The organism is Sinomicrobium kalidii, from assembly GCF_021183825.1.
In the GTDB taxonomy this organism is placed as follows: domain Bacteria; phylum Bacteroidota; class Bacteroidia; order Flavobacteriales; family Flavobacteriaceae; genus Sinomicrobium; species Sinomicrobium kalidii.
The window spans coordinates 4151360-4176240 of sequence record NZ_CP089211.1 but is presented as its reverse complement, the minus strand read 5'-3'; the positions used below and the strand labels follow the sequence as shown (position 1 = coordinate 4176240).

Sequence of the window (24881 nt, the reverse complement as noted above, 5' to 3'; positions counted from 1 at the left end):
AATTTCCCGGATCATTAGTATTTCAGCGGTAGTTAAAGGGGATATTACAGTATTATCCCCTTGTTAAATTTTATATTTCCACAATATTTTTGCCCTTGGATAGTTTTATATTTATCAAAAAAACCCCATGAACCCTATAAAGAAAAGTTTACTTTTTACTTTATTCCTGCTTTGTAATTTTTCCTTTGCCCAGGAAAAATACACCATCAGTGGTATTGTTACCGATAAGAGAAGTAACGAAAGTCTTATCGGTGTAAATATCATAGCGCCGCAATTAAACGAAGGTGTATCTACCAACGAATACGGTTTTTATTCGCTCATACTTCCCGAAGGAAAGCACATTATTCAGGTCAGCTACCTGGGATTTATAACCATTACACGAGAGATCGAACTGCATTCCGATATGCGGCTCAATTTCCGGTTAACCGAAGGTTCCCAACAGCTCGATGAAGTAGTTGTAACGGAATATTCCGGCCAGGAAAACATCAGTTCTCCGCAAATGAGCGTTAATGAACTCTCTATAAATACCATCAAAAAAATGCCGGTTATCCTCGGGGAAACCGATATCCTTAAATCCATCCTCCTACTCCCCGGCGTAACCAATGCAGGTGAAGCGGCATCGGGGTTCAATGTCCGGGGTGGTGCTGCAGACCAAAACCTGATTTTACTGGACGAAGCCACAATTTACAATTCCTCGCACCTTTACGGTTTTTTCTCCGTGTTTAACCCGGACGCCATAAAAGATATTAAATTGTACAAGGGCGGTATCCCGTCACGCTATGGAGGAAGGGTCTCTTCGGTCCTCGAAATCTTTCAGAAGGACGGAAACAGTAACAACTTCCATATGAACGGGGGAATAGGGGTGCTTTCCAGCAAATTGCTCGCCGAAGGCCCTATTGTAAAGGACAAGGGTTCGTTCCTCTTTGCCGGCAGAAGTTCGTATGCACATCTTTTTCTGAAATTTACGGATAATGAGAATGCCGCATATTTCTACGACCTGAATACCAAACTCAGTTATCGTTTTAATGAAAACAACAGTATTCTTCTCTCCGGTTATTTCGGAAGGGATGTGATCAGTATCCGGAACAGTTTTAAGAACACCTATGGCAATTCCATCCTTAATTTCCGGTGGAACCACCTTTTTTCAGACAAGTTATTTTCCAACCTTTCCTTTATTTACAGTGATTATTACTACGGATTGCGCCTGGACTTTGTTCAGTTCAACTGGGATTCGGGCATACAGAATTTTAATCTCAAATACGATTTTAAACATTATATCAACCAGGATTTAAAGCTCCGCTACGGAATTAATGGTGCGTACTACAAATTCAATCCCGGGGAAGTTACCCCCACCGGAGAAAATTCCGGAGCAAACTATCGGAAGCTGGATAACAAATACGCCCTCGAAAGCGCCGCTTATCTCGATGTAGAACATTCGTTTTCAGAACGACTGAAATTACAATACGGCCTTAGAATCAGCAGTTTTTACAGACTGGGGCAGAAAAACCTCAATCTTTATGAAAACAATAATCCTGTCATCTTCAATGAAGACATTGGTATTTATGAAAAAGCCACTCCGACAGGCTCGCAAACCAAATCCAGGACCAAACTTATCAAAACTTTCACCAACCTGGAACCGCGGGCTTCGCTCTCTTTGAAATTGAGTGACAACACTGCCCTGAAGGCCAGTTATAACCGAATGGCCCAGTACCTGCACCTCATTTCCAATACCAGCTCGCCCACTCCTCTCGACGTCTGGGCGCCAAGCGGTAAATACATAAAACCCCAGCTACTTGATCAATATGCACTGGGTTACTTTCGTGACTTCGCAGACAATACCTTCGGCCTGGAGACCGAAGGATTTTACAAAACCATTAAAAACCGCATCGATTACATAGACGGGGCCGACCTTATTGCCAACAATGCCATTGAACAGGTTATCCTTAACGGTGAGGCCAGGGCTTACGGACTGGAATTCCTGTTGAGAAAGAAAAAAGGACGGCTGCAGGGATGGATGTCCTATACCCTCTCCCGGTCTGAACAAAGAACACCGCCGAGAACACCACGGGAAACAGGGATCAACCACGGAGAATGGTATAACACTCCATACAACAAAACCCATGATTTTTCCCTCACCGGATCATATATGTTCAACAAAAAACTTACTATGGGACTGAATTTCATTGCCCAGTCCGGACAACCCGTAACCTATCCCGACGGATATTACGAATACCAGGGCGTACAGTTCCCGAGTTATAGCGGGAGAAACGATGAGAATCTTCCCGCATATCACCGCCTGGACCTGTCGCTTACTTATACCCCCAGACCGGAAAAGGAAAAGGGATGGCAAAGTGAATGGGTTTTTGGCATATATAACCTGTATAACCGTAAAAACGCAGCCTCGATCACCTTCAGACAAGACAGGGAAACCGCCAGGAATGAAGCGGTAAGACTATCCATTTTCGGCATTGTACCTTCCATTTCCTATAACTTTAAATTTTGATGTAATGCTAACCGATATAAAACAAATATTCCCATACCTGATGTTAATCATCCCGCTCGCGGGCTGTGAAGACACTGTTCATGTGGATGTGCCGGAAGCTGCTCCCCGATTGGTCATTGACGCCTCTATAAACATGTACAAAGGTACGCTCCCCGAAGCACAGCAAATACGGCTTACAACTTCTGCCCCCTATTACAATAACGAAGTCCCCCCGGCAACGGGGGCATCAGTGGAAATTACAGATAGCGAAGGCACTGTTTACAGCTTCCGGGAAGTGGATAATTCGGGGATATATAAAAACGCTCAGCTCGTTCCCGAAACCGGGGAATCCTACACCCTGGATATCACATATGAAGGGGAACATTACACGGCAACGGAAACCATGAAACCCGTAACCGAAATTGACGATATCGTTCAAACCAGGGGCGGTGGTTTTGATGGTAACGATTACGACATCAAGACCTATTTCATCGACCCGCCGGACGAGGACAACTATTACCTGTTTGAATTTGTGCCAGATATAGCACTTATCCCCACCTTACAGGTTTATGAAGACGAATACATTCAGGGCAATCGTATATTTGCCTACTACACCGATGAAAACCTGGAACAGGGCAATCAAATCACGATCAGGATGTATGGAGTATCCGAACGGTTTTACAATTTTATGAGTATTCTTCTGGAACAAAGCTCAAGCCAGGGGAACCCGTTCCAGACCCAGCCTGCAACGGTGCGGGGTAATTGCATAAACCTGACGGACAAAGACAATTTTCCCTTCGGGTACTTCCGCCTGTCAGAAGTACACGAAGTGGTATATACACTCGAATAAAATTACCGGATACTCCTCACCGGAGATTTCATCAGAATTCAACCTGTTTATCAAAATAAGACCATTCATATATGTAAGAAACTAAAGTCAAACCCCTTAACAAGCCCCCAACCATGTTAACTATTAAAAATTGTTGTGTGATCCTGTCACTGATCACTTTATGGCCTGCTTCTTCACAGGTAAAAGACACTGCACGTAGCAAAGAAGGACGCTTTCAAACCTCCCTGAAAGTACTCAAAAACGGCATTTTAAGCGTTCCCGGTGATTTCCGGGAAATGGGACACCTTACTTCAAGGAACTGGAAGAAAACAGCGGCCTATGCAGGCGGAATCGCCGGTCTGGTCATGGTCGATAAATACACTACGGAATTCTACCAGGACCATATTGAAAATAATATTGATTATTCCCTGCCCAAAATTGGGTCAAAGTCGGAAAAAATTGAATTCTCTCCCTTTCGCGGCAATGATGCTTATATCACCTATTCCCTGCTCGGAATATACGGTGGTTCCATAATAGCTAACAGTGAAAAAGGACAGACTGCCGTAGTCAACTCATTTAAGGCATTGACCTATTCCTATGTAATTTCCCATTTAATATTAAAATCCGTATTCGGAAGACAACGCCCCGATCCAGCGTTAAGCGACGGTATTCCTCCGGAAAGTCCGTTTACTTCCAATCCCCTCGATTTTGGTAATTTTCACGGTATTTCCTTTAATTCTGACCCTGACGGAACTGCTTTCCCTTCATTTCATGCAACAGCATATTATGCTGTCGCCAAAGTCCTGGCCATGGAATTCGACAATTACTGGATACCTTACACTTTGGTTACCGCAGTCTTTCTTTCAGATATCAAGAGCCACAGGCACTGGGTGGCAGACATGGTTGCCGGAGGTGTCATAGGAACCCTGATAGGAAAAGCCATTGTAAACAGCTCCAGAAAACTAAGGAGCAAACAAAAAAAGGAATCCGAAACGGACCAGGCGTTTTTACCGGAAAAACCCAGATTACAACTGATACCGCAAATATCGGGCAGAATGGTCGGGTTACATTGTGTAGTCACCTTTTAGGATAGCTTATAAATAAACCACCAAGCCTCTCCGACCGAAAGTTTGTTTTGCCCCCGGAATACACGGCTAATTATAGCTGTATATCTGTGGTCAATAAAATTGAGATCAATAAAAAAGCAGGATGATCCCGTTTTCCCGATACATCCCGCTTTGTATTTATTATAGCTGTTGAAATGAATTACTTCAATTCGAAACCAACATTCACAGTAGCCTTGATACTCATTTCACCAATAGCAATGGATTCCCCGCTACCGGAGGCATCGGCTTCCATCTTCATCATGGCCACCCTTGGCATAGGAACAGGTTCGGACTGACCGGTTTCAGACAGGTAAACAGGATCACCTACATTCTTACCGAGCGCCGTAGCGTATTCCTCTGCTTTTTTTCGTGCATTTTCCACGGCCTTGATCCGCGCCTTGCTTTTCAGTTCCTCGATATTGGAAGCTCCGAACTCCACCCCGTCAATCCGGTTGACTCCCGCTTCCAGGAGTCCCTGGCTCAGGGCTTCATACTTGGAAAGGTCTTTCAACTGTATGGAAAGCGACTGATTGGCCACATATTTGTACTCCTTGGTTTGGTAGTCGTAGTTTTTATTGAGGTTCAGGTATTCGGTTTTGACGTTCCTGGCTTCGATTTTCATATCATTCTTACAGAACTTCAAAACTTTGTCTATCAGCACATCATTGAGTTTTTTTACATCGCTGGCAGATTTTCCCTCGTTCTCAATCCTCACTTTCAGGGTAGCGTTATCGGGAACCACCTTTACCGTTCCTTCACCTGAGACGGATATCGTACCGGTGTGGTCTTTTTTTACCAATACTGAAGGATTTTGTGCTTGTAATGCCATGGTACTGCCTAATACTAAAGTTAAAATGATTCTTTTCATTATATATTGCTTTTTGTGTTTATATTCATCCTGAATATCAACTCCTGTGCCAAACAGGACAATGCTTCCCCTCCATCCGGAAAATTTATGGTATTCTTAACGGTCCCGGAAAGGCAGGTACCACTTCCTCCCTGCCCGGTTCCGCGGGAAATCCGTAGCCATACAAAGGTAGATTTTTTTGACAGCTTAATGTTACATTTTCCCCGTTTTTCCGAGAATATAGAGTAAAACGATAGGAATAGCGAGCAAAATCACCATCAACGGATCGATGGTAACAAGCCCCGGGTAAAAGATCAACGTGAGGATATATCCGCCGATTGCCCCGCCAAAATGTGCAGTGTGCCCGATGTTCCCGATCCTCCTTTTCATTCCGTAAATGGAATAAAACAAATAACCTATACCAAACACATAGGCCGGAATAGGTATGGGAATAAAAAAGAAATACAGGCTCATCTTCGGATTGAGCAGTATGGCCGAATAAATGACTCCCGTCACTGCCCCGCTGGCACCTACGGCACTGTAATGATCTTCTCCCTTGTGAAACTGAAAAGAAAGCAGGTTCCCGGCCAGCAGGCTTGCCAGGTAAATGCCCAGGAATTTCGGATTACCGAAATGCGATATTACGATCGGGGCGAAAAAGTAAAATGTGATCATGTTAAACAGCAAATGGGTCACGTCTACATGCAGAAAACCCGAAGTCAGCATACGCAATCTCTCGCCGTTTTTTATTGCTCTTATCTGGAATTTATAACGTTCAAAAAAAGAAAGGTCGTTAAAACCTTTTATGGAAACCAGTACATTAGCGGCAATCACCGCTATCATTATTATATTCAAGTTCATAGAATGCTATGTTTGTAACCTTATGTGTCCAAATATAGCTATATTTGCCGGAAATACTACGAGATATAATGCAGCTTCTGGTCTTTATTCTGGCATATCCCCTGTTGTGGATCATTTCCCGGCTACCGTTCCGTTTGCTTTACCTCTTTTCAGATGTTGTTTACTTCATCCTGTACAGACTCATCGGGTATCGTAAAAAAACGGTCAGGGCCAATATGCAACTTGCCCTCCCGGACTTGTCTCCCGAAGAGCGGTTTCGTATCGAGAAAAAATTTTACCGGCATCTGGGAGACGTGTTCCTGGAAATGATAAAATCCCTTTCGATACCAGAAGCCGAAATAAAAAAACGCTATACATTTACCAATATAGAGCTTATACAAAAGCTGGAAAAAGAAAGAAGTATTGTTATATTGTTTCCGCATTATGCCAACTGGGAATGGAGCTCTACAATAAATCTGTATATTACTTCTTCCAAAGGATATGCTGTATATCAACGCATTAAAAACAAATACTTTAACAATCTGGTTAAAAGTATTCGGGGAAAAAACGGCACTACGCTGATCGAAACCAGAGAAACCATTAAGGTCATACGAAAAAACCAAATAAATAAGGTGCCCGCCATTTACGGCTTCTTAAGTGATCAATCCCCCCAGTTGAGCAAAGCCATATACTGGCAGAAATTTATGGGCATAAAGGTCCCTGTACACGTAGGTCCTGAAATACTCGCCAAACGAGCAGACCTGACCGTGATATATATGCACACCGAAAAAATAAAAAGGGGATATTACAGCACAACCCTTAAAACACTTACCACATCTCCTTCGACATGCCCGGATTATCAAATCACCGATATGTATCTCCGGGAAGTGGAAAAACAGATTAAAGCGGCCCCGGAATATTATTTCTGGACGCATAAACGATGGAAGCATAAAGACAAAGCGCCCACCGGATAATTTTCTCAAAACGTTATTTTTTCCCAGGTATTGGCGTAAACAGGAGCCACTTTATTCAATGAATTTTTAAGGCTTACGATATCCACTTTGGGGCCATCGGAAAAAACATTGAGTATTTCGTCTTTCTTCGCATCAAAAAATACCTGTAGCAAAAAGGAATTGGGCCTGGTGGAGTTCACGCGTTCCAGGAATTTCATGGACCTGGCCATGGATTCCTTTCCGGAGGTGGCATCCTGGGTCATCATGTCCAGCCCTTTGCGGTGATATTCATACAGGGCCGTACGGTAGCTTTTAAACGGGTTGGACAGGAGGTTATCCACCAATCCCCACCGGCTCTTATTGCCGTCGGATTGTTTCCAGCCGGAATAATTGCTGCTCTGCGCCAGGTTCACGATCTTTCGGGCCTGTTCGTAATAAGCTGTTCCCCCTTGGGGCGCAAAGGTGTCTGCATCCATCCCGAGAATAATGTATACATAATAGGTTACTACAGACACAAGGTTGGATTCGAAAGTATTCGGATTAAAGAAAAGCGGCTGGAATTCCAGGTAGCGGAAATTGAACTGCCTGTCCTGGAAATTAAACACGGGAGATTCATAGGAGGCATTGTATACCGGCCTTGACGATTGCACTTGTATCGCTCCCGAAAAACGATCGGATTCATAATCGCTGACCGTGATGTACATACTGCAGTTTATCCGTTCCTGGGGAGCGTATACCTTGTTGGTCCACCTGGTTTTGTTCACGAAGTCCGTGAGGGATTTTTCCAGGGTTTCAAAGATTTTTTTATTGCTCTGTCCCACCTGTTCGGCGTCTACAATAACCCTGCAGTTCAGTTCCTGTGCAAACAAACCGGGCGACCACAGTAACATCCATAGCGCACAGCAGAAGACTACTGTTTTTTTCATTTCCGATAAGATCAATATTGAATAATTTACAATCAGGAATTTTCCAGAAAAGGTATTTCCCTTAGCTTTAAAGTTAAGACATGCGTCGAAGTATTTCGGTAAAAATATCCTGGGCAACATCCGATTTCGGTTTTAGTTCAAAAGAGGTGGCATTTTCCTCCCTGTCTATAAAAGTAATCTTATTTGTGGACTTACCAAAACCGGCGCCTTTGTCGTTAAGAGAATTGAGTACAATGGCATCGAGGTTTTTCCTGCGGAGTTTTCCCCTGGCATTCTCAAGTTCATCATGGGTTTCCAGGGCAAAGCCTACCAAGTATTGCTGTTTTTTCGCTTTTCCGAGAGCAGCGAGAATATCCTTTGTCGGTTCAAGCTCAACTGTCAGGGAAGCTTCTTTTTTCTTTATTTTTCGGTCTGCGGGGTTTGCAGGCCTGTAATCGGAAACGGCAGCAGCCAGGATAGCGATGTCCGTTCCGGGAAACAGCTCACTGGTGGCGTTGTACATTTCTTCCGCACTTATTACCCGAATGATTTTTATTTCGGGATTATCTGCCGAAAGATGCGTCGGTCCTGTAACCAATGTCACTTCGGCACCCAGCCGGGCTGCGGCCTTTGCCAGTTCAAACCCCATGCGCCCGGAGGAATGATTCCCGATAAAGCGCACCGGGTCAATGGCCTCATAGGTAGGGCCTGCCGTGATCAGTACTTTCTTTCCGAACAGGGGCAGACTGCGGATGATATGGTCTTCCATAAAAGCCACAATATCTTCCGGTTCGGCCATCCTGCCTTCGCCAACGAGTCCGCTTGCCAGTTCCCCGTGTGCGGCAGGGATAATTACATTACCGTATTTTTTCAGGATGTTCAGGGTAGCCCCGGTAGAAGGGTGACGGTACATGTCCAGATCCATCGCCGGAGCAATATAAACAGGACATTTGGCAGAAAGGTACGTGGCCAGCAGAAAATTGTCTGACACCCCGTTGGCCATCTTCGCCATGCTATTGGCGGTGGCCGGGGCAATCACCATGTAGTCTGCCCACAACCCGAGTTCCACGTGGTTGTTCCATGTGGCATTATCATCTTCTTCATCTGTGAATGAAGATAACACGGGATTTTTTGACAGGGTAGACAAGGTAAGTGGCGTAACAAATTCCCTGGCGTTTTCAGTCATCACAACCCGGACATCGGCTCCGGATTTTATAAACAACCGCACCAGAAAAGTCGTTTTGTAAGCGGCAATGCCCCCTGTAATGCCTAAAAGGATGTTCTTGCCGCTTAAAACAGACATTTACGCTTCTTTTTCAGTATTCCTGTAGTATATTTTGTCGTTCAACCACTCCTCTACTGCAATAGCCTGGGGTTTGGGAAGCTTTTCATAGAACTTGGACACTTCTATCTGTTCCTTGTTCTCGAATATTTCTTCCAGGCTGTCGGTATAGGTGGCAAACTCTTCCAGCTTTTCAATCAGTTCCTTTTTAATTTCGGAATTGATTTGTGTAGCCCTTTTTGCAATAATAGATATCGCTTCATAGATATTATCTGTGGGCGCATCTATCTTGTTCTTGTCCAAAGTAACGGTAGAAACCGGGGCTTCTGTTTTTCTCAAGTTGCTCATCTCTCTCTTCTTATTTGCTAAATTGTTGTAATTCTTCTTCCACTACGGCCATCATCTTGTCGGTCTCCTCGGTATATTTGGTGTCCGGGTAATACCTTTTCAGCGTATTATAGGCTTCTTTGGTACTGTTCAACCGCTCCTCCATCTTTTCATAAACACTGTTCACCGCGAGATTGTAGGAAGACAACACCCTGTAATACATGGCATCTTCCCTGAATGTGGTTCCCGGATAATTGGAAAGGAAATTGTCAAACGCCTTTATGGCTGCCTTGTAGTACCGTATTTTGTTGTACTGTTTTGCAATTTCAAAATCCTTTTTTTCGAGTTTTGTCCGTAACTCCTGCACCAGTTGATTGGCTTCCTTTACATATTCCGAATCGGGATAATTGTTGATGAATAACTGCAGTTTATCCACAGCCGTATTGGTTTCCATCTGGTCTACACTGTATTTCGGGGACAACATATAATAACTTTTGGCCCCGAGAAAAGCCGCTTCTTCGGCCTTGTCACTCTTCGGATATGATTTGGAAAAACGCTCAAACTGGTAGGCGGCGAGGTAATAGTCTTTGGTCTGGTAATAGGCGTTTGCATGAAAATACACCACCCGTTCTCCCTGTGGTTTTCCCACATACTGGGGCACGATCTGTTCGAAAAGACGGTTGGCCTTCTTGTAATTCCCTTCATTGTACAATTTTTCCGCCAGATCGTATTTCAACTTAATGTCCTCGCTCTTCAGCGCTTTTTGAAACTCGCTGCAGGAACTCAGCAGGACAGCCGCAACGGCGATATAAAAAAATCTCTTCATGCTCAACACGTAAATTTTCAGTGGCCGTATCCCGTAAACATCACGAAAATACTATTTACCGCTAAAATTAACGGCAAAATTAGCCAATAATTGGATAATACAAAATTATTTATCGCCCGAAGATACAATTTACATCCCTCACCAAAAACAGGCGGGAGCGAATTTTAACCTTATTTTTAGAATTCACCCCCGCCGTTCTTACTTATATATGAACTGTTCCTGTTTGCTAAACCGGGTTTACACCACTTTTATATTTTTTTCCACAAAACCGGAAATTCTTGTTTCCAGGTCCTTATCAGCCTTCACCAAAGGTAAGCGTACCGCACCATTTGCCAGTTCCAAAGCGTGCAGTACGGATTTTATCCCCGCCGGATTCCCCTGTTCAAAAGCCATATCTATGGCATCCATAAGCTTGTAATGTAACATATAGGCCTCACCTGCATTGCCTTCCAGACCGTAACGCACCATATCTGAGAATTCCCTGGGGAACCCCTGACCGATTACCGAGATCACCCCGGCCCCTCCGGCAAGTACAATGGGGAGCGTGACCATATCATCCCCGGAGATCACCAGAAAACCTTCCGGTTTGTCCTTAATGAGCCGCATGGCCTGTACGATATCGCCTGCCGCTTCTTTTATCCCGATGATATTGTCCACTTCCCTTGCCAGCCTCAAAACGGTTGAAGGCAATATATTGGAAGCTGTCCGCCCCGGAACGTTATATAAAATAACAGGTACCGGAGACGCTTTGGCCACAGCCTTGAAATGTTGATATATACCTTCCTGTGTTGGCTTGTTGTAATAGGGCGAAACAGACAGAATGGCATCGAAGGCCGAAAGGTCCGTTCCCTGCAGTTCCCGTATCACTTCATCGGTATTGTTACCGCCAACACCGAGCACCAGCGGAAGTTTGCCTGCATTTGCCTTTATTACGGTTTGTTTTACTATTTCCTTTTCTTCCCTGGTCAATGTCGCGCTTTCCGCAGTGGTTCCCAAAACCACCAGATATTCCACTCCTCCTTCCGTGCAGTGGGCCACAATGCTCTTCAGTGCCCCCCTGTCTATACCATTATCCCTGTTGAACGGGGTGACCAAAGCTACCCCGGTGCCTGTGAATTTTGACATTTTATATCTTATTTAAAATGTTGAGATATTTAATTAACTCTTTTCTGAATTCCGGAAACCGCTCCGGAGTAATGTTCATTATAAAATCATTTCCTTTTTCATACTCGCCCTTCAACCCTACCTTGAATGCGGCGTTGACCTGAAAAGTGGCCAGCCCGAGCAACAAACCGGGACGACTGTAATAACTGATCAGCATATCATAGGGCTTGTCCAGCAACTGCTGATAGCGGTCATTGCGGATCACTCCCTTCCACCCCAGGTCTTCATCCCGGAAGACCGGGATTCCGTAATAGGCGTTGGCATCCTTCCTGTCGGTATAACCAATAATCCTGAAGTTTTCCTGCCGGACCTGCATATCTCTTGCAAGCTCCTTAAACGCCTCTACATCATCGAATTCGTCCAGGTTTACCACGCAGGCCAGCGAAGATACCTTGTCACTTCCCGCATCGTGCCTCCCGCTGTTAGCAGGCAGGCCTCTTGCGAGAATTTTGTGCGCAGCTTTTTCCTTATATTTCTTAAAAAACATATACCTTCGCTTTGTTTTGCAAATGTAATACATTACCATGCATAAAAACATAGTTGTACCGTCTCATAAACACATAAAAATAACACATTTTGTTGTTTTTATAACATTCACCTTATTTTTTTCCTGTAAAGGCGAAGGTAACGGTTCTGCCCGGAAAATTTCAAAAATAGAAGGAAAAGAGATCAACATTAACGACAGTATCGAGGAAGACAAGTCTGTCGACGATTTTATACGCCCGTTCCGGGAACATATCGACAAGGATCTCAGTGCTCCCCTGGCCTACAACCCCTCGACTCTGAGCAAAACGGACGGGGAACTGAACACGGCCATCGGCAATCTAATGGCCGATATTGTCATGGAACAGGCCGATCCCGTATTCCACAAAAGAACGGAAAAACACATCGACGCCGTACTCCTTAATTTTGGCGGCATCCGGGCCATTATGCCCGAGGGACATGTTACGGCACGCACGGCCTACGAGGTAATGCCTTTTGAAAATACCATTGTAATCCTGGAACTTTCAGAAGAAAAAGTAAGGGAAATGGTCAATTACCTCGTAAAAGGAAAAACCGCACACCCCATAAGCGGTATTACACTCTCCCTTCAGAAAGACGGTAGCCTCAAAAGTGTTCGTATAGGAGGGAATCCGGTAGAAAAAGGCAAGACCTATTTTATAGCCACATCAGATTATCTGATGAACGGAGGGGACCACATGGACTTTTTCCTCGATCCGGTAAGCGTCACCCCTGTGGATTACCGCATCCGGAACGCCATGATCGATTATTTTTCCAGGACCGATACCATCCGTGCAGTTCGGGATGATCGTTTTGTAAGGGACTGAATTGATTTATATTTCGTCCATAACAATTTTCACGTGTCATACGTTATATAACACACCCATCGCATAACCGTATAAATAACAAACCATGACTCCGGCATTAGATTTACTCTTTTATTGTATTCCCGCCCTGATCACAGGGCTGGTTGCCTATTATTCATTCACCCAGTTTGTCAAAAACGAAAATGCCCGCCGGCGTTTTCTCCTGCAACGGGAAAGTCATAAACAAACCGTCCCTGTCCGCCTACAGGCTTATGAGCGCATGGTACTCTTCCTGGAACGCATAAATCCCTCCAAACTGCTTTTGCGGGTTACGCCCAACGGCACCAGCAAGGAAGATTATGAAAGCCTGCTCATCAGGAACATCGAAAACGAATACGACCACAACCTGTCCCAGCAGATATACATGAGTGATGAATGCTGGAACGTGATAAAAACCGCCAAGAACACCACCATACAGCTTATCAGAAAGGCCAATATGAGTGAAAAGACAGACTCCGCCGACAAACTCCGGGAAACCGTCCTCAACGAACTGCTCGACAAAACCTCGCCTTCCGGGGCAGCCCTTGCATACATTAAAAGAGAGGTAAGTGATTTTCTCGATTAAACAGATTCCGGAACAAAGACATGTGCAGATAACCGTTTTACCCGAAAAGCTTCGTATCTTTGCCCCGCAGGCCGTCTTATCGCTCCCCGTCCCGATAACTATCGGATTCCGGGGTGAGGAAAGTCCGGACACCACAGCGCGGCGTAGCGGGTAACACCCGCCCTCCGTTAAAGCGGAGAGGACCAGTGCAACAGAAAGGATGTACAGGTAATGCTGTAGTGAAATCAGGTAAACTCTACGCGGTGCAACGCCATGTAAACCGGCTCAGGGTTGCGCGCCCGACTCGTTCACAGCGGGAGCCGGAGGGTAGGCGGTTAGAGATACCGGGCAACCGGTATCCCAGATAAATGATAAGACCCGACAGAATCCGGCTTACAGGCCTGCTTTTTTTCAGATAGATATAAGATGTTGGATTTGAGATGTCAGACCTCGATTCGCTGCTTTTACGAAGCATCTTATATTTTCCCCGGTCCCCACCAATTCCGGAATTCCCGGACTAATCAACTCCAGAACTAACCGAACAGGTCGGAAGACAGGTACCTGTCGCCACGGTCACAGATGATCGCCACAACAACTCCTTCCTTCAGTGTTTCTGCCAGTTTCAGCGCAGCGCAGACAGCTCCCCCGCTGCTCATCCCGGCAAAAATCCCTTCCTCACGCGCAAGGCGCCTGGTCATATCCGCAGCTTCGGTTTCACTTACCTCAATGACTTCATCCACTTTTGCAGGATTGAATATTCCGGGCAGGTATTCTTCCGGCCACTTCCGTATCCCGGGAATGCTGGAATCGTCCGTAGGCTGTACACCCACAATACGTACGGCAGCATTTTTCTCTTTCAGGTAGGTCGACGTCCCCATTATGGTCCCCGTAGTGCCCATGGCCGAGACAAAATGAGTGATCTCACCTTCCGTATCCCGCCATATCTCCGGGCCCGTTGTTTTGTAATGGGCTTTCCAGTTGTCGTCATTACCAAACTGGTTGAGCATTACATACCCTTCTTCCTCCATCTTTTTCTCTGCATAATCCCGGGACCCTTCTATACCGACATCAGACGGGGTAAGTGTTACCTTCGCCCCATACGCCCGCATGGTCTGCACCCTTTCTTTTGTAGAGTTTTCGGGCATAACCAGTTCTATGTCCAGCTTAAACAAGCCGGCTATCATGGCCAGTGCAATACCGGTATTGCCACTTGTAGCCTCGATAATCCTGGTTTCCGGTGTTATCTCTTTCCGCTCCAGTGCGCTTTTTATCATGTTGTAGGCCGCCCTGTCCTTCACACTGCCTCCGGGGTTGTTGCCTTCCAGTTTCAGAAGGAGGGTGATGTTCTTGTTCTTCACCAAAGTCCTGGTCGCCACAAGGGGCGTATTTCCGATGTTGTCGAATAAGGTCTTGTACATTTTTTCAGGTTTACTGTGCTTTTCCCATAGATTATATGGATTAATGCTGTTTAAAAATCCGTCGGCTACGGATTTACTCCCCACAAAAATACCATTATTTTTTCCGGTTCCGGGTTTCCGATCAAAAAGACAATTCCCGGCTCCCCGTTGCACTTTTTTCCATACGAATGGTCACCGCCTCTTCCGGCAATAGCCCCTCTATCTTTTCCGGCCATTCGATAAAGATCCAGTCGCCGGTATACAGGTAGTCCTCTATACCGATATCCAGCGCTTCGCTTTCGTCGGCTATCCGGTAAAAGTCAAAATGGTAGATCCTGAGCCCGCCTGCCCCTTCATATTCGTTGACCAGGCCAAAAGTGGGACTGCCAGTAATATCTTCCACCCCAAGCTGTTTTGCGAGTGATTTTATGAGTGTGGTCTTCCCCACGCCCATTGCTCCGTAAAACAACAAGGTTTTATCCGGAACCTCGTCAATGAGCTGCCGGGCCACCTTATCGATATCAGCCAGGGTATAGCTTATTTTTTTCATGTATTACGTAACTATTGAATTTCGAACTGCCGAATGATGAAATATGATCTCGTAGTAATATCCTGAAGTTTACCTGATCCATTGAAGCCCTTTTTCAACAACAAAAGGACACAACGTCTCCGGAGAAACTGACAAAATGAGTCTGACATGCGGTTAATAAAAGGAACACCACATCATCAGTAAAGTACTATCTGAACTTACACTTCATCATTCATTATTCGGTATTCAGCATTCTTTATCCCTTAATTACCGCGGCTCCAGGACTACAAAAGGTATGATCATTTCTTCCAGTGATATTCCGCCGTGCTGGTAGGTATTCCGGTAATAACTCACATAATGATTGTAGTTGTTCGGATACGCAAAGAAAAGGTCGTCCTTGGCAAAGATAAACGAACTGCTCATGTTTATGGACGGCAGATGGATGTCTTTGGGCCGTTTTGCGGCAAACACCTCCTTGTTTTCATAAGACAGGCTCCTCCCCGTTTTATAACGGAGGTTCAGACTGGTTTCCTTATCCCCGATCACCTTGGACGGATTTTTAACATTTATGGTCCCGTGGTCTGTAGTGAGCAGCAATTTAAAGCCGAGTTGCTGCGACTGCTGAATGATTTCCAGTAACGGTGAATTCCTGAACCAGCTTTGGGTCAGCGAGCGATACGCTTTGTCGTTGGAGGCCAGTTCCTTGATCACTTCCATTTCGGTCTTGGAATGCGAGAGTATATCCACAAAGTTATACACTATCACCGTGAGGTCATTATTCTTCTGCGACTTGAAATTCTGCGCCAGTTGCCGTCCTGCTTTCAGCGAAGATATTTTGTGATATTCCCATTTGATGTCCAGTCCCAGGCGGCGTATCTGTTCGTTGAGAAAATCGGCCTCGTGCAGGTTTTTACCGCCTTCATCCGTATCATTCTTCCAGAAACCGGGATACAGCTTTTCCATTTCGGCCGGCATCAAACCGGAGAAAATGGCATTTCTGGCATATTGCGTAGCCGTAGGGAGGATACTGCAGTAAGGAACCTCTTTCCCGGTTTTGTAATGGATGTTAACCGCATCTTCAATAGCCATCCACTGGTCGTACCTCAGGTTATCTATAACCACGAGCAATGTCGGTTTGTTTTTCTGCAATTCGGGCACCACCAGCTCCCGGAACATGGTGTGCGACATCACCGGGCCTTCACCGTCAGAAAACCACTTCGGGTAATTCTTTTCAATAAATTTACCATATTGCGTGTTGGCTTCGGTTTTCTGCGATTCCAGTATTTCCACCATTCCGATGTCCTCGATATTCTCCAGTTCCAGCTCCCAGTACAACAGCTTTTTATAGAGCACCACCCATTCTTCATAAGAATTGACCATGGCCATATCCATCGCTATCTTTCGGAATTCCTGCTGATAATTGGCCGTAGTCTTTTCCGATACCAGCCTGGAATGATCCAGGTTCTTTTTCAGGGACAGCAGTATTTGATTGGGATTCACAGGTTTTATGAGGTAATCGGCTATTTTAGAACCTATGGCTTCTTCCATAAGGTACTCTTCCTCGCTTTTGGTGATCATTACCACCGGAAGGTTCGGTCGCTTCGACTTGATCTCCGTAAGGGTTTCCAGACCGGTAAGTCCGGGCATGTTTTCATCCAGGAAAACGATATCGTAGTTATTTTCGTTTACATCCTCTATGGCATCTGCACCGCTCTGACAGGTAGCTATGGTGTAATTTTTCTTTTCGAGAAAGAGAATGTGGGGTTTCAGCAAATCAATTTCATCATCGACCCACAGTATTTTTATGTTGCTCATATCCGTATATTTGTATTTTGCATTTGGTATTCCTTTGTCATAAGAGGGGAAAAAATCATCGGACCGGGGTTTACAGGTATAATTTCGGGCCAAAAATAAACATATGAAACGTACTAATAAACTCAAAATATTTAACGATCCAATTTACGGATTTATTACCATACCCAATACGCTTATTTTTGATCTTATAGAGCACAAATACTTTCAACGGCTTCGCAGAATCTCGCAAATGGGATTGTCTTACCTGGTCTACCCCGGGGCTCACCACACGAGGTTCCACCACGCGCTGGGGTGCATGCACCTTATGCAAAAAGCCGTACAAACCCTTCGTTTTAAGAAGGTTGAGATCTCCGAAGAAGAAGAGGAAGCGTTACTCATTGCCATCCTGCTTCACGATATCGGCCACGGACCTTTCTCACATGCCATGGAACACAGCATCGTAAACGGGGTCAGCCACGAGCGGATATCCCTGCTTTTTATGGAAGAGCTGAACCGTATTTTTAACGGAAGTTTAACGCTTGCCATTAAAATGTTCCGCGGGGAATACCACCGGAAATTCATGCACCAGCTTATTTCGAGCCAGTTCGATATTGACCGTACCGACTATCTGAAAAGAGACAGTTTCTACACCGGGGTGGCAGAAGGGAATATCAATTCCGAACGGCTGATCACCATGCTCAACGTGGTAGACAACGAATTGGCTATTGAGGAGAAAGGCATTTATTCCGTAGAAAAATTTCTGGTAGCGCGGCGGTTGATGTACTGGCAGGCATACCTGCACAAAACGGGGCTGTCCGCAGAACAACTTCTTATCCGCGTACTGAAACGGGCAAAGGAACTCGTTTCGGAAGGGGCCGACCTGAGCGCGAGCAGCGCCCTGGAATATTTTTTGAGGAACAAGGTGGAAATCCAGGATTTCAATGCTGATGTCCTCGACATTTTTTCCAGGCTGGACGACTACGATATTATATCGGCCATGAAGGAATGGCAGTTCCACGAGGATTTTGTACTTTCCCGCTTGTGCACCATGTTACTGAACCGCGACCTTTTGAAAATAAAGTTCAGGAAAAAACCCTTTTCGGATAAAAAATTAAAAAAACACACCGATCTTTTTATCGAAAAATACGGGGTCCCGGCAGAAACGGCACGGTATTTCGTATTTACGGGAGAAGTGGAAAACCTCGCGTACAGCATGGAAAAGGAAAATATTCATATTCTGATGAAAACAGGAAAGAAATCTGACGTAGTAAAGGCTTCGGACCTGCTCAATATAAAAGCACTGTCCAAACTGGTGACCAAATACTATATCTGCTATCCGAAACAAGGGCAAAACGTATAGGAGAAAGAAAAACCGGAAAAAATATTAAACAGGAAAACCCGCTTTCAATCCCCGCCAATTCATGGGATTAAGCCCGGTAATAGATCATGTCCCATATTCGTATACCCCCGATTCCCCACTAACTTAACAAGCCGACAACTTAATATTTACTTTTTTTATACTTTTGCAAGAATGAAATTTACAGCAAGTCAAATAGCAGGCATCCTGGAAGGGGACATTATCGGTGACCCCGATGTGGAAGTCTCCAAGCTGGCCAAGATAGAAGAAGGTACGGAAGGTGACCTTACTTTCCTGGCTAACCCCAAATACAAGCCTCACATTTATACCACCAGGGCTTCCATTACTATTGTAAACAAAGAATTTGAAGCCGAGACCGGGCTTTCCACTACCCTCATCAAGGTAGAAGACGCCTACAAAGCATTTTCCAGGTTACTGGAATATTACAATCAGGTGAAGATGAACAAGACGGGAATAGAGCAGCCGTCCCATATTTCCGATTCTGCCCGCTACGGTGAAAACATCTACCTCGGGGCCTTTTCTTATATAGGAGATCACGTCCGGATTGGGGATAATTGTAAAATCTATCCCAATGCCTATATAGGAGACAATGTTTCCATAGGCGACAATGTGACCATATTTGCAGGTGCCAAGGTCTATTCGGAGACCGTAATTGGCAACCATTGTGTTATCCACGGCGGGGTGGTAATAGGAGCCGACGGCTTTGGTTTTACCCCGGAAGAGAACGGCCAGTACAAAAAAGTCCCCCAAACAGGCAATGTTATCCTGGAGGATTATGTGGATATCGGTGCCGGTACCACCATAGACCGGGCCACGCTGGGTTCTACCATTATAAGAAAAGGGGTGAAACTGGACAACCAGATACAGGTAGCCCACAATGTGGAAATAGGAGAAAATACCGTGATCGCAGCACAGACCGGTATCGCCGGTTCTACCAAAATCGGGAAAAATTGCATGATAGGCGGACAGGTGGGGATCGTAGGGCATTTGACCATAGGCGACCGCGTAAAGATACAGGCACAGTCCGGAATATCAAGAAATGTCCAGGACGACGAGGCATTGCAGGGGTCTCCGGCATTTAATCTCGGTGACTTCAACAAATCTTACGTACATTTTAAAAATCTGCCCAAATTAGCACAAACCATTCACCAATTAGATAAAAAACGGAACGATAATGAGTAGTGATAAAGTTGTTAAACAACGTACTGTTGCAAAAGAAGTTACACTACAGGGAGTTGGTCTTCACACAGGACATGAGGTAACCATGACCTTCAAGCCCGCCCCCGAAAATCACGGTTATGCCTTTAAACGCATAGACCTGGAAGGTACCCCTGTAATTGAAGCGGACGCCAATTATGTGGTAAACACCCAGAGAGGCACCAACCTTGAAAAAAAAGGCGTTAAGATTCACACTTCAGAACACGTACTCGCTGCCCTGGTGGGATTGGAAATAGATAATGTTTTAATAGAACTGGACGCTCCGGAGCCCCCCATAATGGACGGCTCTTCCAAGTATTTTGTGGAGGCCCTGGAAAAAGCGGGCACTGTGGAACAGGAAGTCGAAAGAGAAGAGTACATCGTTAAGGATGTAATCTCCTACATGGACGAAGAAACCGGGAGTGAGATCACGGTTATTCCATCTGATGAATACCAGATAACCACTATGGTCGACTTCGGCACCAAGGTCCTGGGAACACAAAATGCCACGCTGAAGCACCTGTCGCAATTCAAAAAGGAAATATCCAATGCCAGGACCTTCAGTTTTCTCCATGAAATAGAAACCCTTCTGGAGCACGGCCTCATAAAGGGAGGTGACCTGAACAATGCCATTGTTTATGTAGACAAGGAACTCTCTCAGGAAACGATGGAAAAACTCAAAGTAGCCTTTAAAAAGGATTCCATCTCCGTAAAGCCAAACGGCATCCTGGACAACCTTACCCTCCACTATCCCAACGAAGCGGCTCGACACAAATTACTGGACGTTATAGGAGATATCGCCCTGGTGGGTACGCGTATCCGCGGTAAGGTCATTGCCAATAAACCCGGGCATTTCGTAAATACCCAGTTTGCCAAAAAGCTGTCCAAGATCATCAAGATCGAAAAAAGAAATAAAGTACCGCAGTTTGACCTGAACAAACCGCCCTTGATGGACGTAACGGACATCATGAAAAAACTGCCGCACCGCCCGCCGTTTTTGCTGGTGGATAAAATACTCGAACTCTCGGATACACATGTTGTGGGCGTAAAGAACATTACAATGAACGAACCTTTCTTCGTGGGACACTTCCCCGGGGCTCCCGTAATGCCGGGTGTGCTGCAGGTGGAAGCAATGGCCCAGGCAGGAGGTATACTCGTATTAAGTACGGTTCCCGATCCGGAAAATTACCTTACTTTTTTTATGAAAATAGACAAGGTGAAATTCAAACAACAGGTGGGGCCGGGCGATACACTGATATTTAAACTGGAATTGGTATCTCCCATTCGAAGAGGTATCTGTCATATGCAGGGATATGCCTATGCCAACGGTAAACTGGCCACAGAAGCCGAAATGATGGCACAGATAGTAAAAGTTAAAAATGAATAAGGAAATTACCCCTGTGTATTTTCCGTATTCGCATTATAATCGATACAATCGACACACATGAATCAACCTTTAGCATATGTACATCCCGGTGCCAAGATAGCCAAAAATGTGGTTATCGAACCCTTTACCACTATCCACAATAATGTGATTATAGGCGAAGGCACCTGGATAGGCTCCAATGTAACCATTATGGAAGGGGCACGAATAGGAAAAAATTGTAACATTTTTCCCGGGGCAGTTATTGCTGCTACTCCGCAGGATCTGAAATTCCAGGGAGAAGAAACCATTGCCGAGATACGTGACAATACAACCATCCGGGAATGTGTGACCATCAACCGCGGCACTGTGGACAGGATGAAGACCGTGATAGGTGAAAACTGCCTTATCATGGCCTACAGTCACATCGCGCACGACTGCATTATCGGCAATAATTGTATTTTTTCCAATAACAGCACACTGGCAGGCCATATTACCGTAGGTGATTATGTGGTATTGGCCGGGATGACAGCAGTACATCAGTTCTGTTCCATAGGAAATCACGCTTTTGTTACCGGGGGATCACTGGTGCGAAAAGATGTTCCGCCCTATGTCAAGGGAGCACGCGAACCCCTGTCGTATGTAGGGATAAATTCCGTCGGACTGCGGCGAAGGGGCTTCTCTGCCGATAAAATCCGGGAAATACAAAACATCTACAGGATACTCTACCAGAGAAACTACAACAATACCCAGGCCATCGAGATCATCGAAGCGGAGATGGAAGCCACTCCCGAAAGGGACGAAATACTCCAGTTCATAAGAGACTCCCAGAGAGGAATCATGAAAGGGTATTTCAATGCCGGATAAGGGCAATGTAATAATGTGATAATATGTTAATTTGATAATGTCGGGGGTTGATGTGTCGGGAATTTGTTAGCAGCATGCCCGTAACTAAAAAAGCTCCCCGGCTAAAAAACTATAAACCAGAAATTATGGCAACAACGTCAGATATACGAAAGGGACTATGTATACGGTTCAACCACGACATCTACAAGATCGTGGAGTTTTTGCATGTAAAACCCGGAAAAGGCCCGGCATTCGTACGCACAAAACTCAAGAGCGTTACCACGGGAAAGGTTGTCGACAATACCTTTTCAGCGGGACACAAAATAGACGATGTACGCGTGGAAACCCATAGTTTTCAATACCTGTACCCGGAGGGAGACACCTTCCACTTTATGAATACGGAAGATTTTAACCAGATAGCCTTACAGCGGAATGCCCTGGACGCTCCGGAACTGCTCAAGGAAGGCGAGGTAGTGACAATACTTATCAATACCGAAGACGGAATGCCGTTATCGGTAGAGATGCCTTCACATGTTGTACTGGAAGTTACCCATACCGAACCCGGTGTCAAAGGCAATACGGCAACCAACGCTACAAAACCGGCTACAATGGAAACAGGTGCTTCCGTGAACGTTCCGCTCTTTATCAGCGAAGGCGATAAAATAAAGGTCGAAACGGATAAAGGAACTTATGTAGAACGGGTAAAAGAATAAATCCGGAAAACGGATATACACTCATGAAATTTCCACAGGTACACACCCTAAGGCAAATAGCTACCATACTGGACTGTGATTTTTCAGGACCGGAAGACTTCCCGGTACACGGAATGAATGAAATTCACGTTGTAGAATCCGGGGATATCGTTTTTGTTGACCATCCGAAATATTATGACAAGGCACTGAATTCCGCGGCAACCGTGATCCTCATCAATAAACAGGTGAAATGCCCGGAAGGCAAGGCTCTGCTCCTTTCGGATGACCCTTTCAGGGACTTCAACAAGCTCACCAATTATTTCCGCCCTTTCGAAAAGGCGGCAGGCCTCATTGCGCCTTCCGCTTCTATAGGAAAAAACACAATTATTCAGCCCAACGTTTTTATCGGCAACAATGTCACCATAGGCGAAAATTGTGTTATACATCCCAACGTCATCATTTATGATCATACCGTGATCGGCAATAATGTGACCATTCACGCCGGTACCGTATTGGGAGCGGATGCCTTTTACTACAAAAACAGGCCCGAAGGGTTTGACAAACTTATTTCGGGAGGCCGGGTGGTCATAGAAGACCACGTAGACCTGGGCGCCCTGTGTACCATTGACAGGGGGGTTACCGGAAGTACACTAATAAAAGAAGGTTCCAAACTGGACAACCAGGTTCATGTGGGGCACGATACGGTGATCGGTAAAAAATGCCTTATCGCCTCGCAAACGGGGATAGCCGGTTGTGTTATTATTGAAGATGAGGTTACCATCTGGGGGCAGGTGGGCATGACCAGCGACATAACCATCGGTGCCGGCGCGGTGATCCTCGCACAATCGGGAATCAGCAAATCGCTTCCGGGAAATACCACGTATTTCGGCTGTCCGGCGGAAGAAGCCCGTAAAAAGTACAGGGAACTGGCATCCATACGGAAAATCCCGGATATTATAGAAAAATTAAACGAGAGGGATGCAGGCTAAAACCGGCTGTATTTACAACCACAGCTCAGCCATTCCCCCTTCCTTCGTACAACATACGGTACTAACAAAAAAATAACAATAAGGCGCAAACATAAACAACAAACCGTATCGGATAATCCACATAAAACCCTATTTTTGCATAGCCTATAAAAAATTAAAGTATAAAGTATAATGAGTGTTTTAGTCAACAAGGATTCAAAAATAATTGTACAAGGTTTCACCGGTAGTGAAGGTACTTTTCACGCTGAACAGATGATAGAATACGGTACCAATGTAGTAGGCGGAGTGACTCCGGGAAAAGGTGGTCAGGAACACCTCGGACGCCCCGTTTTCAACACGGTAAAAGATGCTGTGGACAAAGCAGGCGCCGATACTTCCATCATCTTCGTTCCGCCCGCTTTTGCCGCCGATGCCATTATGGAAGCTGCCGATGCAGGTATAAAGGTAATCATTACCATAACCGAAGGTATCCCGGTTGCCGATATGATCACGGCCTCCAACTATATAAAAAACAAGGATTGCAGGCTAATCGGCCCTAACTGCCCCGGTGTTATTACTCCCGGAGAAGCCAAGGTAGGCATCATGCCCGGCTTTGTATTCAAGAAAGGAAATGTAGGTATCGTGTCCAAATCAGGAACCCTTACCTATGAAGCCGCAGACCAGGTAGTACGTCAGGGACAGGGCATTACCACGGCAATAGGTATCGGAGGCGACCCCATCATCGGGACCACAACGAAAGAAGCCGTAGAGTTACTGATGAACGATCCCGAAACAGCATGTATCGTCATGATCGGGGAAATCGGAGGGCAACTCGAAGCCGATGCCGCCAAATGGGTCAGGGAAGACGGAAACAGAAAACCCGTTGTCGGATTCATAGCGGGCGAAACCGCCCCCAAAGGAAGGACCATGGGACATGCCGGAGCCATTGTAGGAGGTGCCGATGATACTGCCGAAGCCAAAAAACGAATTATGAAAGAATGCGGCATCCATGTGGTGGACTCTCCCGCGGAAATCGGTAAAAAAGTGGCTGAAGTTCTCGGATAATTAGTGTTAAAATAGTCAATACTTATAAAATATTGTAAATCCATTAGTTATATTAGCTAATGGATTTTTTTTATCCGCACTTTAACTTCGGGGTTAAATTAAAAAGGGATCAATCCTAAAAGTTGTGGACATTGTTGGCGTTCAGACATAAGAGGTATGACTTGCGATTTATGAAATGGC

Annotated in this window: 24 protein-coding genes and 1 other RNA gene; 14 read left to right on the top strand and 11 right to left on the bottom strand. The window is 45.4% G+C overall.

The genetic code is table 11. The features are described 5' to 3' along the window. The first annotated feature begins 127 nt into the window (after positions 1 to 127). From LS482_RS17005 to LS482_RS16995, 3 genes are all read left to right on the top strand, one after another. Entirely contained in the window at positions 128 to 2503 is a 2376-nt protein-coding gene (locus tag LS482_RS17005) for a TonB-dependent receptor (RefSeq protein ID WP_233028711.1), read from the top strand. Between the two features lie 4 nt (positions 2504 to 2507). Continuing rightward, complete coding sequence (locus tag LS482_RS17000) at positions 2508 to 3332, top strand: DUF4249 domain-containing protein (RefSeq protein ID WP_233028710.1); 825 nt, start codon at positions 2508 to 2510, stop codon at positions 3330 to 3332. 137 nt (positions 3333 to 3469) lie between these two features. Further along, positions 3470 to 4399, top strand: coding sequence for a phosphatase PAP2 family protein (locus tag LS482_RS16995; protein WP_233028709.1), 930 nt, complete (start codon positions 3470 to 3472; stop codon positions 4397 to 4399). A 178-nt stretch (positions 4400 to 4577) separates the two neighbouring features. Here the strand turns inward: LS482_RS16995 and LS482_RS16990 are convergent, their stop codons facing one another. Continuing rightward, positions 4578 to 5285 carry an SIMPL domain-containing protein gene (locus LS482_RS16990; protein ID WP_233028708.1) on the bottom strand — a complete coding sequence of 236 codons (708 nt, stop codon included), beginning with the start codon at positions 5283 to 5285 and terminating at the stop codon, positions 4578 to 4580. A gap of 192 nt (positions 5286 to 5477) precedes the next feature. After that, a complete protein-coding gene (locus LS482_RS16985; RefSeq protein WP_233028707.1) occupies positions 5478 to 6125 on the bottom strand; it encodes a rhomboid family intramembrane serine protease in 648 nt (215 codons plus the stop codon). Between the two features lie 68 nt (positions 6126 to 6193). Here LS482_RS16985 and LS482_RS16980 point away from each other — a divergent pair, with 68 nt between their 5' ends. Then, entirely contained in the window at positions 6194 to 7078 is an 885-nt protein-coding gene (locus LS482_RS16980) for a lysophospholipid acyltransferase family protein (protein WP_233028706.1), read from the top strand. 5 nt (positions 7079 to 7083) lie between these two features. On the opposite strand, the gene porD is transcribed toward LS482_RS16980, so the two are convergent. The 6 genes from porD to LS482_RS16950 all read right to left on the bottom strand — a co-directional run bounded on the left by porD (position 7084) and on the right by LS482_RS16950 (position 12048). Further along, positions 7084 to 7983 carry a type IX secretion system protein PorD gene (gene porD / locus LS482_RS16975; RefSeq protein ID WP_233028705.1) on the bottom strand — a complete coding sequence of 300 codons (900 nt, stop codon included), beginning with the start codon at positions 7981 to 7983 and terminating at the stop codon, positions 7084 to 7086. Positions 7984 to 8056: 73 nt separating this feature from the next. Then, on the bottom strand, positions 8057 to 9265 hold the full coding sequence (gene coaBC, locus LS482_RS16970) for a bifunctional phosphopantothenoylcysteine decarboxylase/phosphopantothenate--cysteine ligase CoaBC (protein ID WP_233028704.1): 1209 nt from the start codon (positions 9263 to 9265) through the stop codon (positions 8057 to 8059). After that, positions 9266 to 9592 (bottom strand): DNA-directed RNA polymerase subunit omega, encoded by a 327-nt coding sequence (locus LS482_RS16965; RefSeq protein WP_233028703.1) that lies wholly within the window; start codon positions 9590 to 9592, stop codon positions 9266 to 9268. A gap of 10 nt (positions 9593 to 9602) precedes the next feature. Next, positions 9603 to 10397 carry an outer membrane protein assembly factor BamD gene (locus tag LS482_RS16960; RefSeq protein WP_437441000.1) on the bottom strand — a complete coding sequence of 265 codons (795 nt, stop codon included), beginning with the start codon at positions 10395 to 10397 and terminating at the stop codon, positions 9603 to 9605. A gap of 237 nt (positions 10398 to 10634) precedes the next feature. Further along, the gene (gene dapA / locus LS482_RS16955) at positions 10635 to 11522 is read right to left on the bottom strand and encodes a 4-hydroxy-tetrahydrodipicolinate synthase (RefSeq protein ID WP_233028701.1); all 888 of its coding nucleotides are present in this window, start codon (positions 11520 to 11522) and stop codon (positions 10635 to 10637) included. Position 11523: 1 nt separating this feature from the next. Then, positions 11524 to 12048, bottom strand: a complete 525-nt coding sequence (locus LS482_RS16950) for a DUF6913 domain-containing protein (protein ID WP_233028700.1) — start codon at positions 12046 to 12048, stop codon at positions 11524 to 11526. Positions 12049 to 12085: 37 nt separating this feature from the next. On the opposite strand from LS482_RS16950, the gene LS482_RS16945 reads away from it, so the two are divergent. The 3 genes from LS482_RS16945 to rnpB all read left to right on the top strand — a co-directional run bounded on the left by LS482_RS16945 (position 12086) and on the right by rnpB (position 13884). Beyond that, complete coding sequence (locus tag LS482_RS16945; RefSeq protein ID WP_233028699.1) at positions 12086 to 12889, top strand: 5'-nucleotidase C-terminal domain-containing protein; 804 nt, start codon at positions 12086 to 12088, stop codon at positions 12887 to 12889. A gap of 85 nt (positions 12890 to 12974) precedes the next feature. Then, entirely contained in the window at positions 12975 to 13493 is a 519-nt protein-coding gene (locus LS482_RS16940) for a DUF7935 family protein (protein ID WP_233028698.1), read from the top strand. Between the two features lie 63 nt (positions 13494 to 13556). After that, an RNA gene (gene rnpB, locus LS482_RS16935) (RNase P RNA component class A) lies at positions 13557 to 13884 on the top strand. A 121-nt stretch (positions 13885 to 14005) separates the two neighbouring features. On the opposite strand, the gene cysM is transcribed toward rnpB, so the two are convergent. The 3 genes from cysM to porX form a co-directional block, all read right to left on the bottom strand. Next, positions 14006 to 14890 carry a cysteine synthase CysM gene (gene cysM, locus LS482_RS16930; RefSeq protein ID WP_233028697.1) on the bottom strand — a complete coding sequence of 295 codons (885 nt, stop codon included), beginning with the start codon at positions 14888 to 14890 and terminating at the stop codon, positions 14006 to 14008. Positions 14891 to 15011: 121 nt separating this feature from the next. Beyond that, entirely contained in the window at positions 15012 to 15419 is a 408-nt protein-coding gene (gene tsaE, locus LS482_RS16925; protein ID WP_233028696.1) for a tRNA (adenosine(37)-N6)-threonylcarbamoyltransferase complex ATPase subunit type 1 TsaE, read from the bottom strand. A 246-nt stretch (positions 15420 to 15665) separates the two neighbouring features. Then, positions 15666 to 17213 (bottom strand): T9SS response regulator signal transducer PorX, encoded by a 1548-nt coding sequence (porX, locus tag LS482_RS16920; RefSeq protein WP_233028695.1) that lies wholly within the window; start codon positions 17211 to 17213, stop codon positions 15666 to 15668. Between the two features lie 103 nt (positions 17214 to 17316). On the opposite strand from porX, the gene LS482_RS16915 reads away from it, so the two are divergent. The 7 genes from LS482_RS16915 to sucD all read left to right on the top strand — a co-directional run bounded on the left by LS482_RS16915 (position 17317) and on the right by sucD (position 24701). Further along, positions 17317 to 18552, top strand: a complete 1236-nt coding sequence (locus LS482_RS16915; protein ID WP_233028694.1) for an HD domain-containing protein — start codon at positions 17317 to 17319, stop codon at positions 18550 to 18552. 171 nt (positions 18553 to 18723) lie between these two features. Further along, positions 18724 to 19752: a UDP-3-O-(3-hydroxymyristoyl)glucosamine N-acyltransferase gene (gene lpxD / locus LS482_RS16910; protein WP_233028693.1), complete on the top strand. Its 1029-nt coding sequence runs from the start codon at positions 18724 to 18726 to the stop codon at positions 19750 to 19752. Then, positions 19745 to 21154: a bifunctional UDP-3-O-[3-hydroxymyristoyl] N-acetylglucosamine deacetylase/3-hydroxyacyl-ACP dehydratase gene (locus tag LS482_RS16905; protein WP_233028692.1), complete on the top strand. Its 1410-nt coding sequence runs from the start codon at positions 19745 to 19747 to the stop codon at positions 21152 to 21154. The genes lpxD and LS482_RS16905 overlap by 8 nt, the downstream gene beginning before the upstream one ends. A gap of 57 nt (positions 21155 to 21211) precedes the next feature. Continuing rightward, positions 21212 to 21997, top strand: a complete 786-nt coding sequence (gene lpxA / locus LS482_RS16900; RefSeq protein ID WP_233028691.1) for an acyl-ACP--UDP-N-acetylglucosamine O-acyltransferase — start codon at positions 21212 to 21214, stop codon at positions 21995 to 21997. A 125-nt stretch (positions 21998 to 22122) separates the two neighbouring features. After that, complete coding sequence (efp, locus tag LS482_RS16895; protein ID WP_233028690.1) at positions 22123 to 22689, top strand: elongation factor P; 567 nt, start codon at positions 22123 to 22125, stop codon at positions 22687 to 22689. A gap of 23 nt (positions 22690 to 22712) precedes the next feature. Beyond that, a complete protein-coding gene (locus LS482_RS16890) occupies positions 22713 to 23657 on the top strand; it encodes a UDP-3-O-(3-hydroxymyristoyl)glucosamine N-acyltransferase (protein ID WP_233028689.1) in 945 nt (314 codons plus the stop codon). A gap of 171 nt (positions 23658 to 23828) precedes the next feature. Further along, complete coding sequence (gene sucD, locus LS482_RS16885; protein ID WP_233028688.1) at positions 23829 to 24701, top strand: succinate--CoA ligase subunit alpha; 873 nt, start codon at positions 23829 to 23831, stop codon at positions 24699 to 24701. The last annotated feature ends 180 nt before the right edge of the window (positions 24702 to 24881 follow it).

What these genes read in the sequence shown, in the direction of transcription:
- lpxD (WP_233028693.1), top strand. Translation starts at nt 18,724, where the DNA reads ATGAAATTTACAGCAAGTCAAATAGCAGGCATCCTGGAAGGGGACATT.
- porX (WP_233028695.1), bottom strand. Translation starts at nt 17,213, where the DNA reads ATGAGCAACATAAAAATACTGTGGGTCGATGATGAAATTGATTTGCTG.
- dapA (WP_233028701.1), bottom strand. Translation starts at nt 11,522, where the DNA reads ATGTCAAAATTCACAGGCACCGGGGTAGCTTTGGTCACCCCGTTCAAC.
- LS482_RS16990 (WP_233028708.1), bottom strand. Translation starts at nt 5,285, where the DNA reads ATGAAAAGAATCATTTTAACTTTAGTATTAGGCAGTACCATGGCATTA.
- LS482_RS16985 (WP_233028707.1), bottom strand. Translation starts at nt 6,125, where the DNA reads ATGAACTTGAATATAATAATGATAGCGGTGATTGCCGCTAATGTACTG.
- LS482_RS17000 (WP_233028710.1), top strand. Translation starts at nt 2,508, where the DNA reads ATGCTAACCGATATAAAACAAATATTCCCATACCTGATGTTAATCATC.
- LS482_RS16905 (WP_233028692.1), top strand. Translation starts at nt 19,745, where the DNA reads ATGAGTAGTGATAAAGTTGTTAAACAACGTACTGTTGCAAAAGAAGTT.
- LS482_RS16980 (WP_233028706.1), top strand. Translation starts at nt 6,194, where the DNA reads ATGCAGCTTCTGGTCTTTATTCTGGCATATCCCCTGTTGTGGATCATT.
- LS482_RS16915 (WP_233028694.1), top strand. Translation starts at nt 17,317, where the DNA reads ATGAAACGTACTAATAAACTCAAAATATTTAACGATCCAATTTACGGA.
- LS482_RS16890 (WP_233028689.1), top strand. Translation starts at nt 22,713, where the DNA reads ATGAAATTTCCACAGGTACACACCCTAAGGCAAATAGCTACCATACTG.
- coaBC (WP_233028704.1), bottom strand. Translation starts at nt 9,265, where the DNA reads ATGTCTGTTTTAAGCGGCAAGAACATCCTTTTAGGCATTACAGGGGGC.
- porD (WP_233028705.1), bottom strand. Translation starts at nt 7,983, where the DNA reads ATGAAAAAAACAGTAGTCTTCTGCTGTGCGCTATGGATGTTACTGTGG.
- LS482_RS16965 (WP_233028703.1), bottom strand. Translation starts at nt 9,592, where the DNA reads ATGAGCAACTTGAGAAAAACAGAAGCCCCGGTTTCTACCGTTACTTTG.
- LS482_RS16960 (WP_437441000.1), bottom strand. Translation starts at nt 10,397, where the DNA reads ATGAAGAGATTTTTTTATATCGCCGTTGCGGCTGTCCTGCTGAGTTCC.
- tsaE (WP_233028696.1), bottom strand. Translation starts at nt 15,419, where the DNA reads ATGAAAAAAATAAGCTATACCCTGGCTGATATCGATAAGGTGGCCCGG.
- cysM (WP_233028697.1), bottom strand. Translation starts at nt 14,890, where the DNA reads ATGTACAAGACCTTATTCGACAACATCGGAAATACGCCCCTTGTGGCG.
- LS482_RS16950 (WP_233028700.1), bottom strand. Translation starts at nt 12,048, where the DNA reads ATGTTTTTTAAGAAATATAAGGAAAAAGCTGCGCACAAAATTCTCGCA.
- LS482_RS16940 (WP_233028698.1), top strand. Translation starts at nt 12,975, where the DNA reads ATGACTCCGGCATTAGATTTACTCTTTTATTGTATTCCCGCCCTGATC.
- sucD (WP_233028688.1), top strand. Translation starts at nt 23,829, where the DNA reads ATGAGTGTTTTAGTCAACAAGGATTCAAAAATAATTGTACAAGGTTTC.
- LS482_RS17005 (WP_233028711.1), top strand. Translation starts at nt 128, where the DNA reads ATGAACCCTATAAAGAAAAGTTTACTTTTTACTTTATTCCTGCTTTGT.
- efp (WP_233028690.1), top strand. Translation starts at nt 22,123, where the DNA reads ATGGCAACAACGTCAGATATACGAAAGGGACTATGTATACGGTTCAAC.
- LS482_RS16945 (WP_233028699.1), top strand. Translation starts at nt 12,086, where the DNA reads ATGCATAAAAACATAGTTGTACCGTCTCATAAACACATAAAAATAACA.
- lpxA (WP_233028691.1), top strand. Translation starts at nt 21,212, where the DNA reads ATGAATCAACCTTTAGCATATGTACATCCCGGTGCCAAGATAGCCAAA.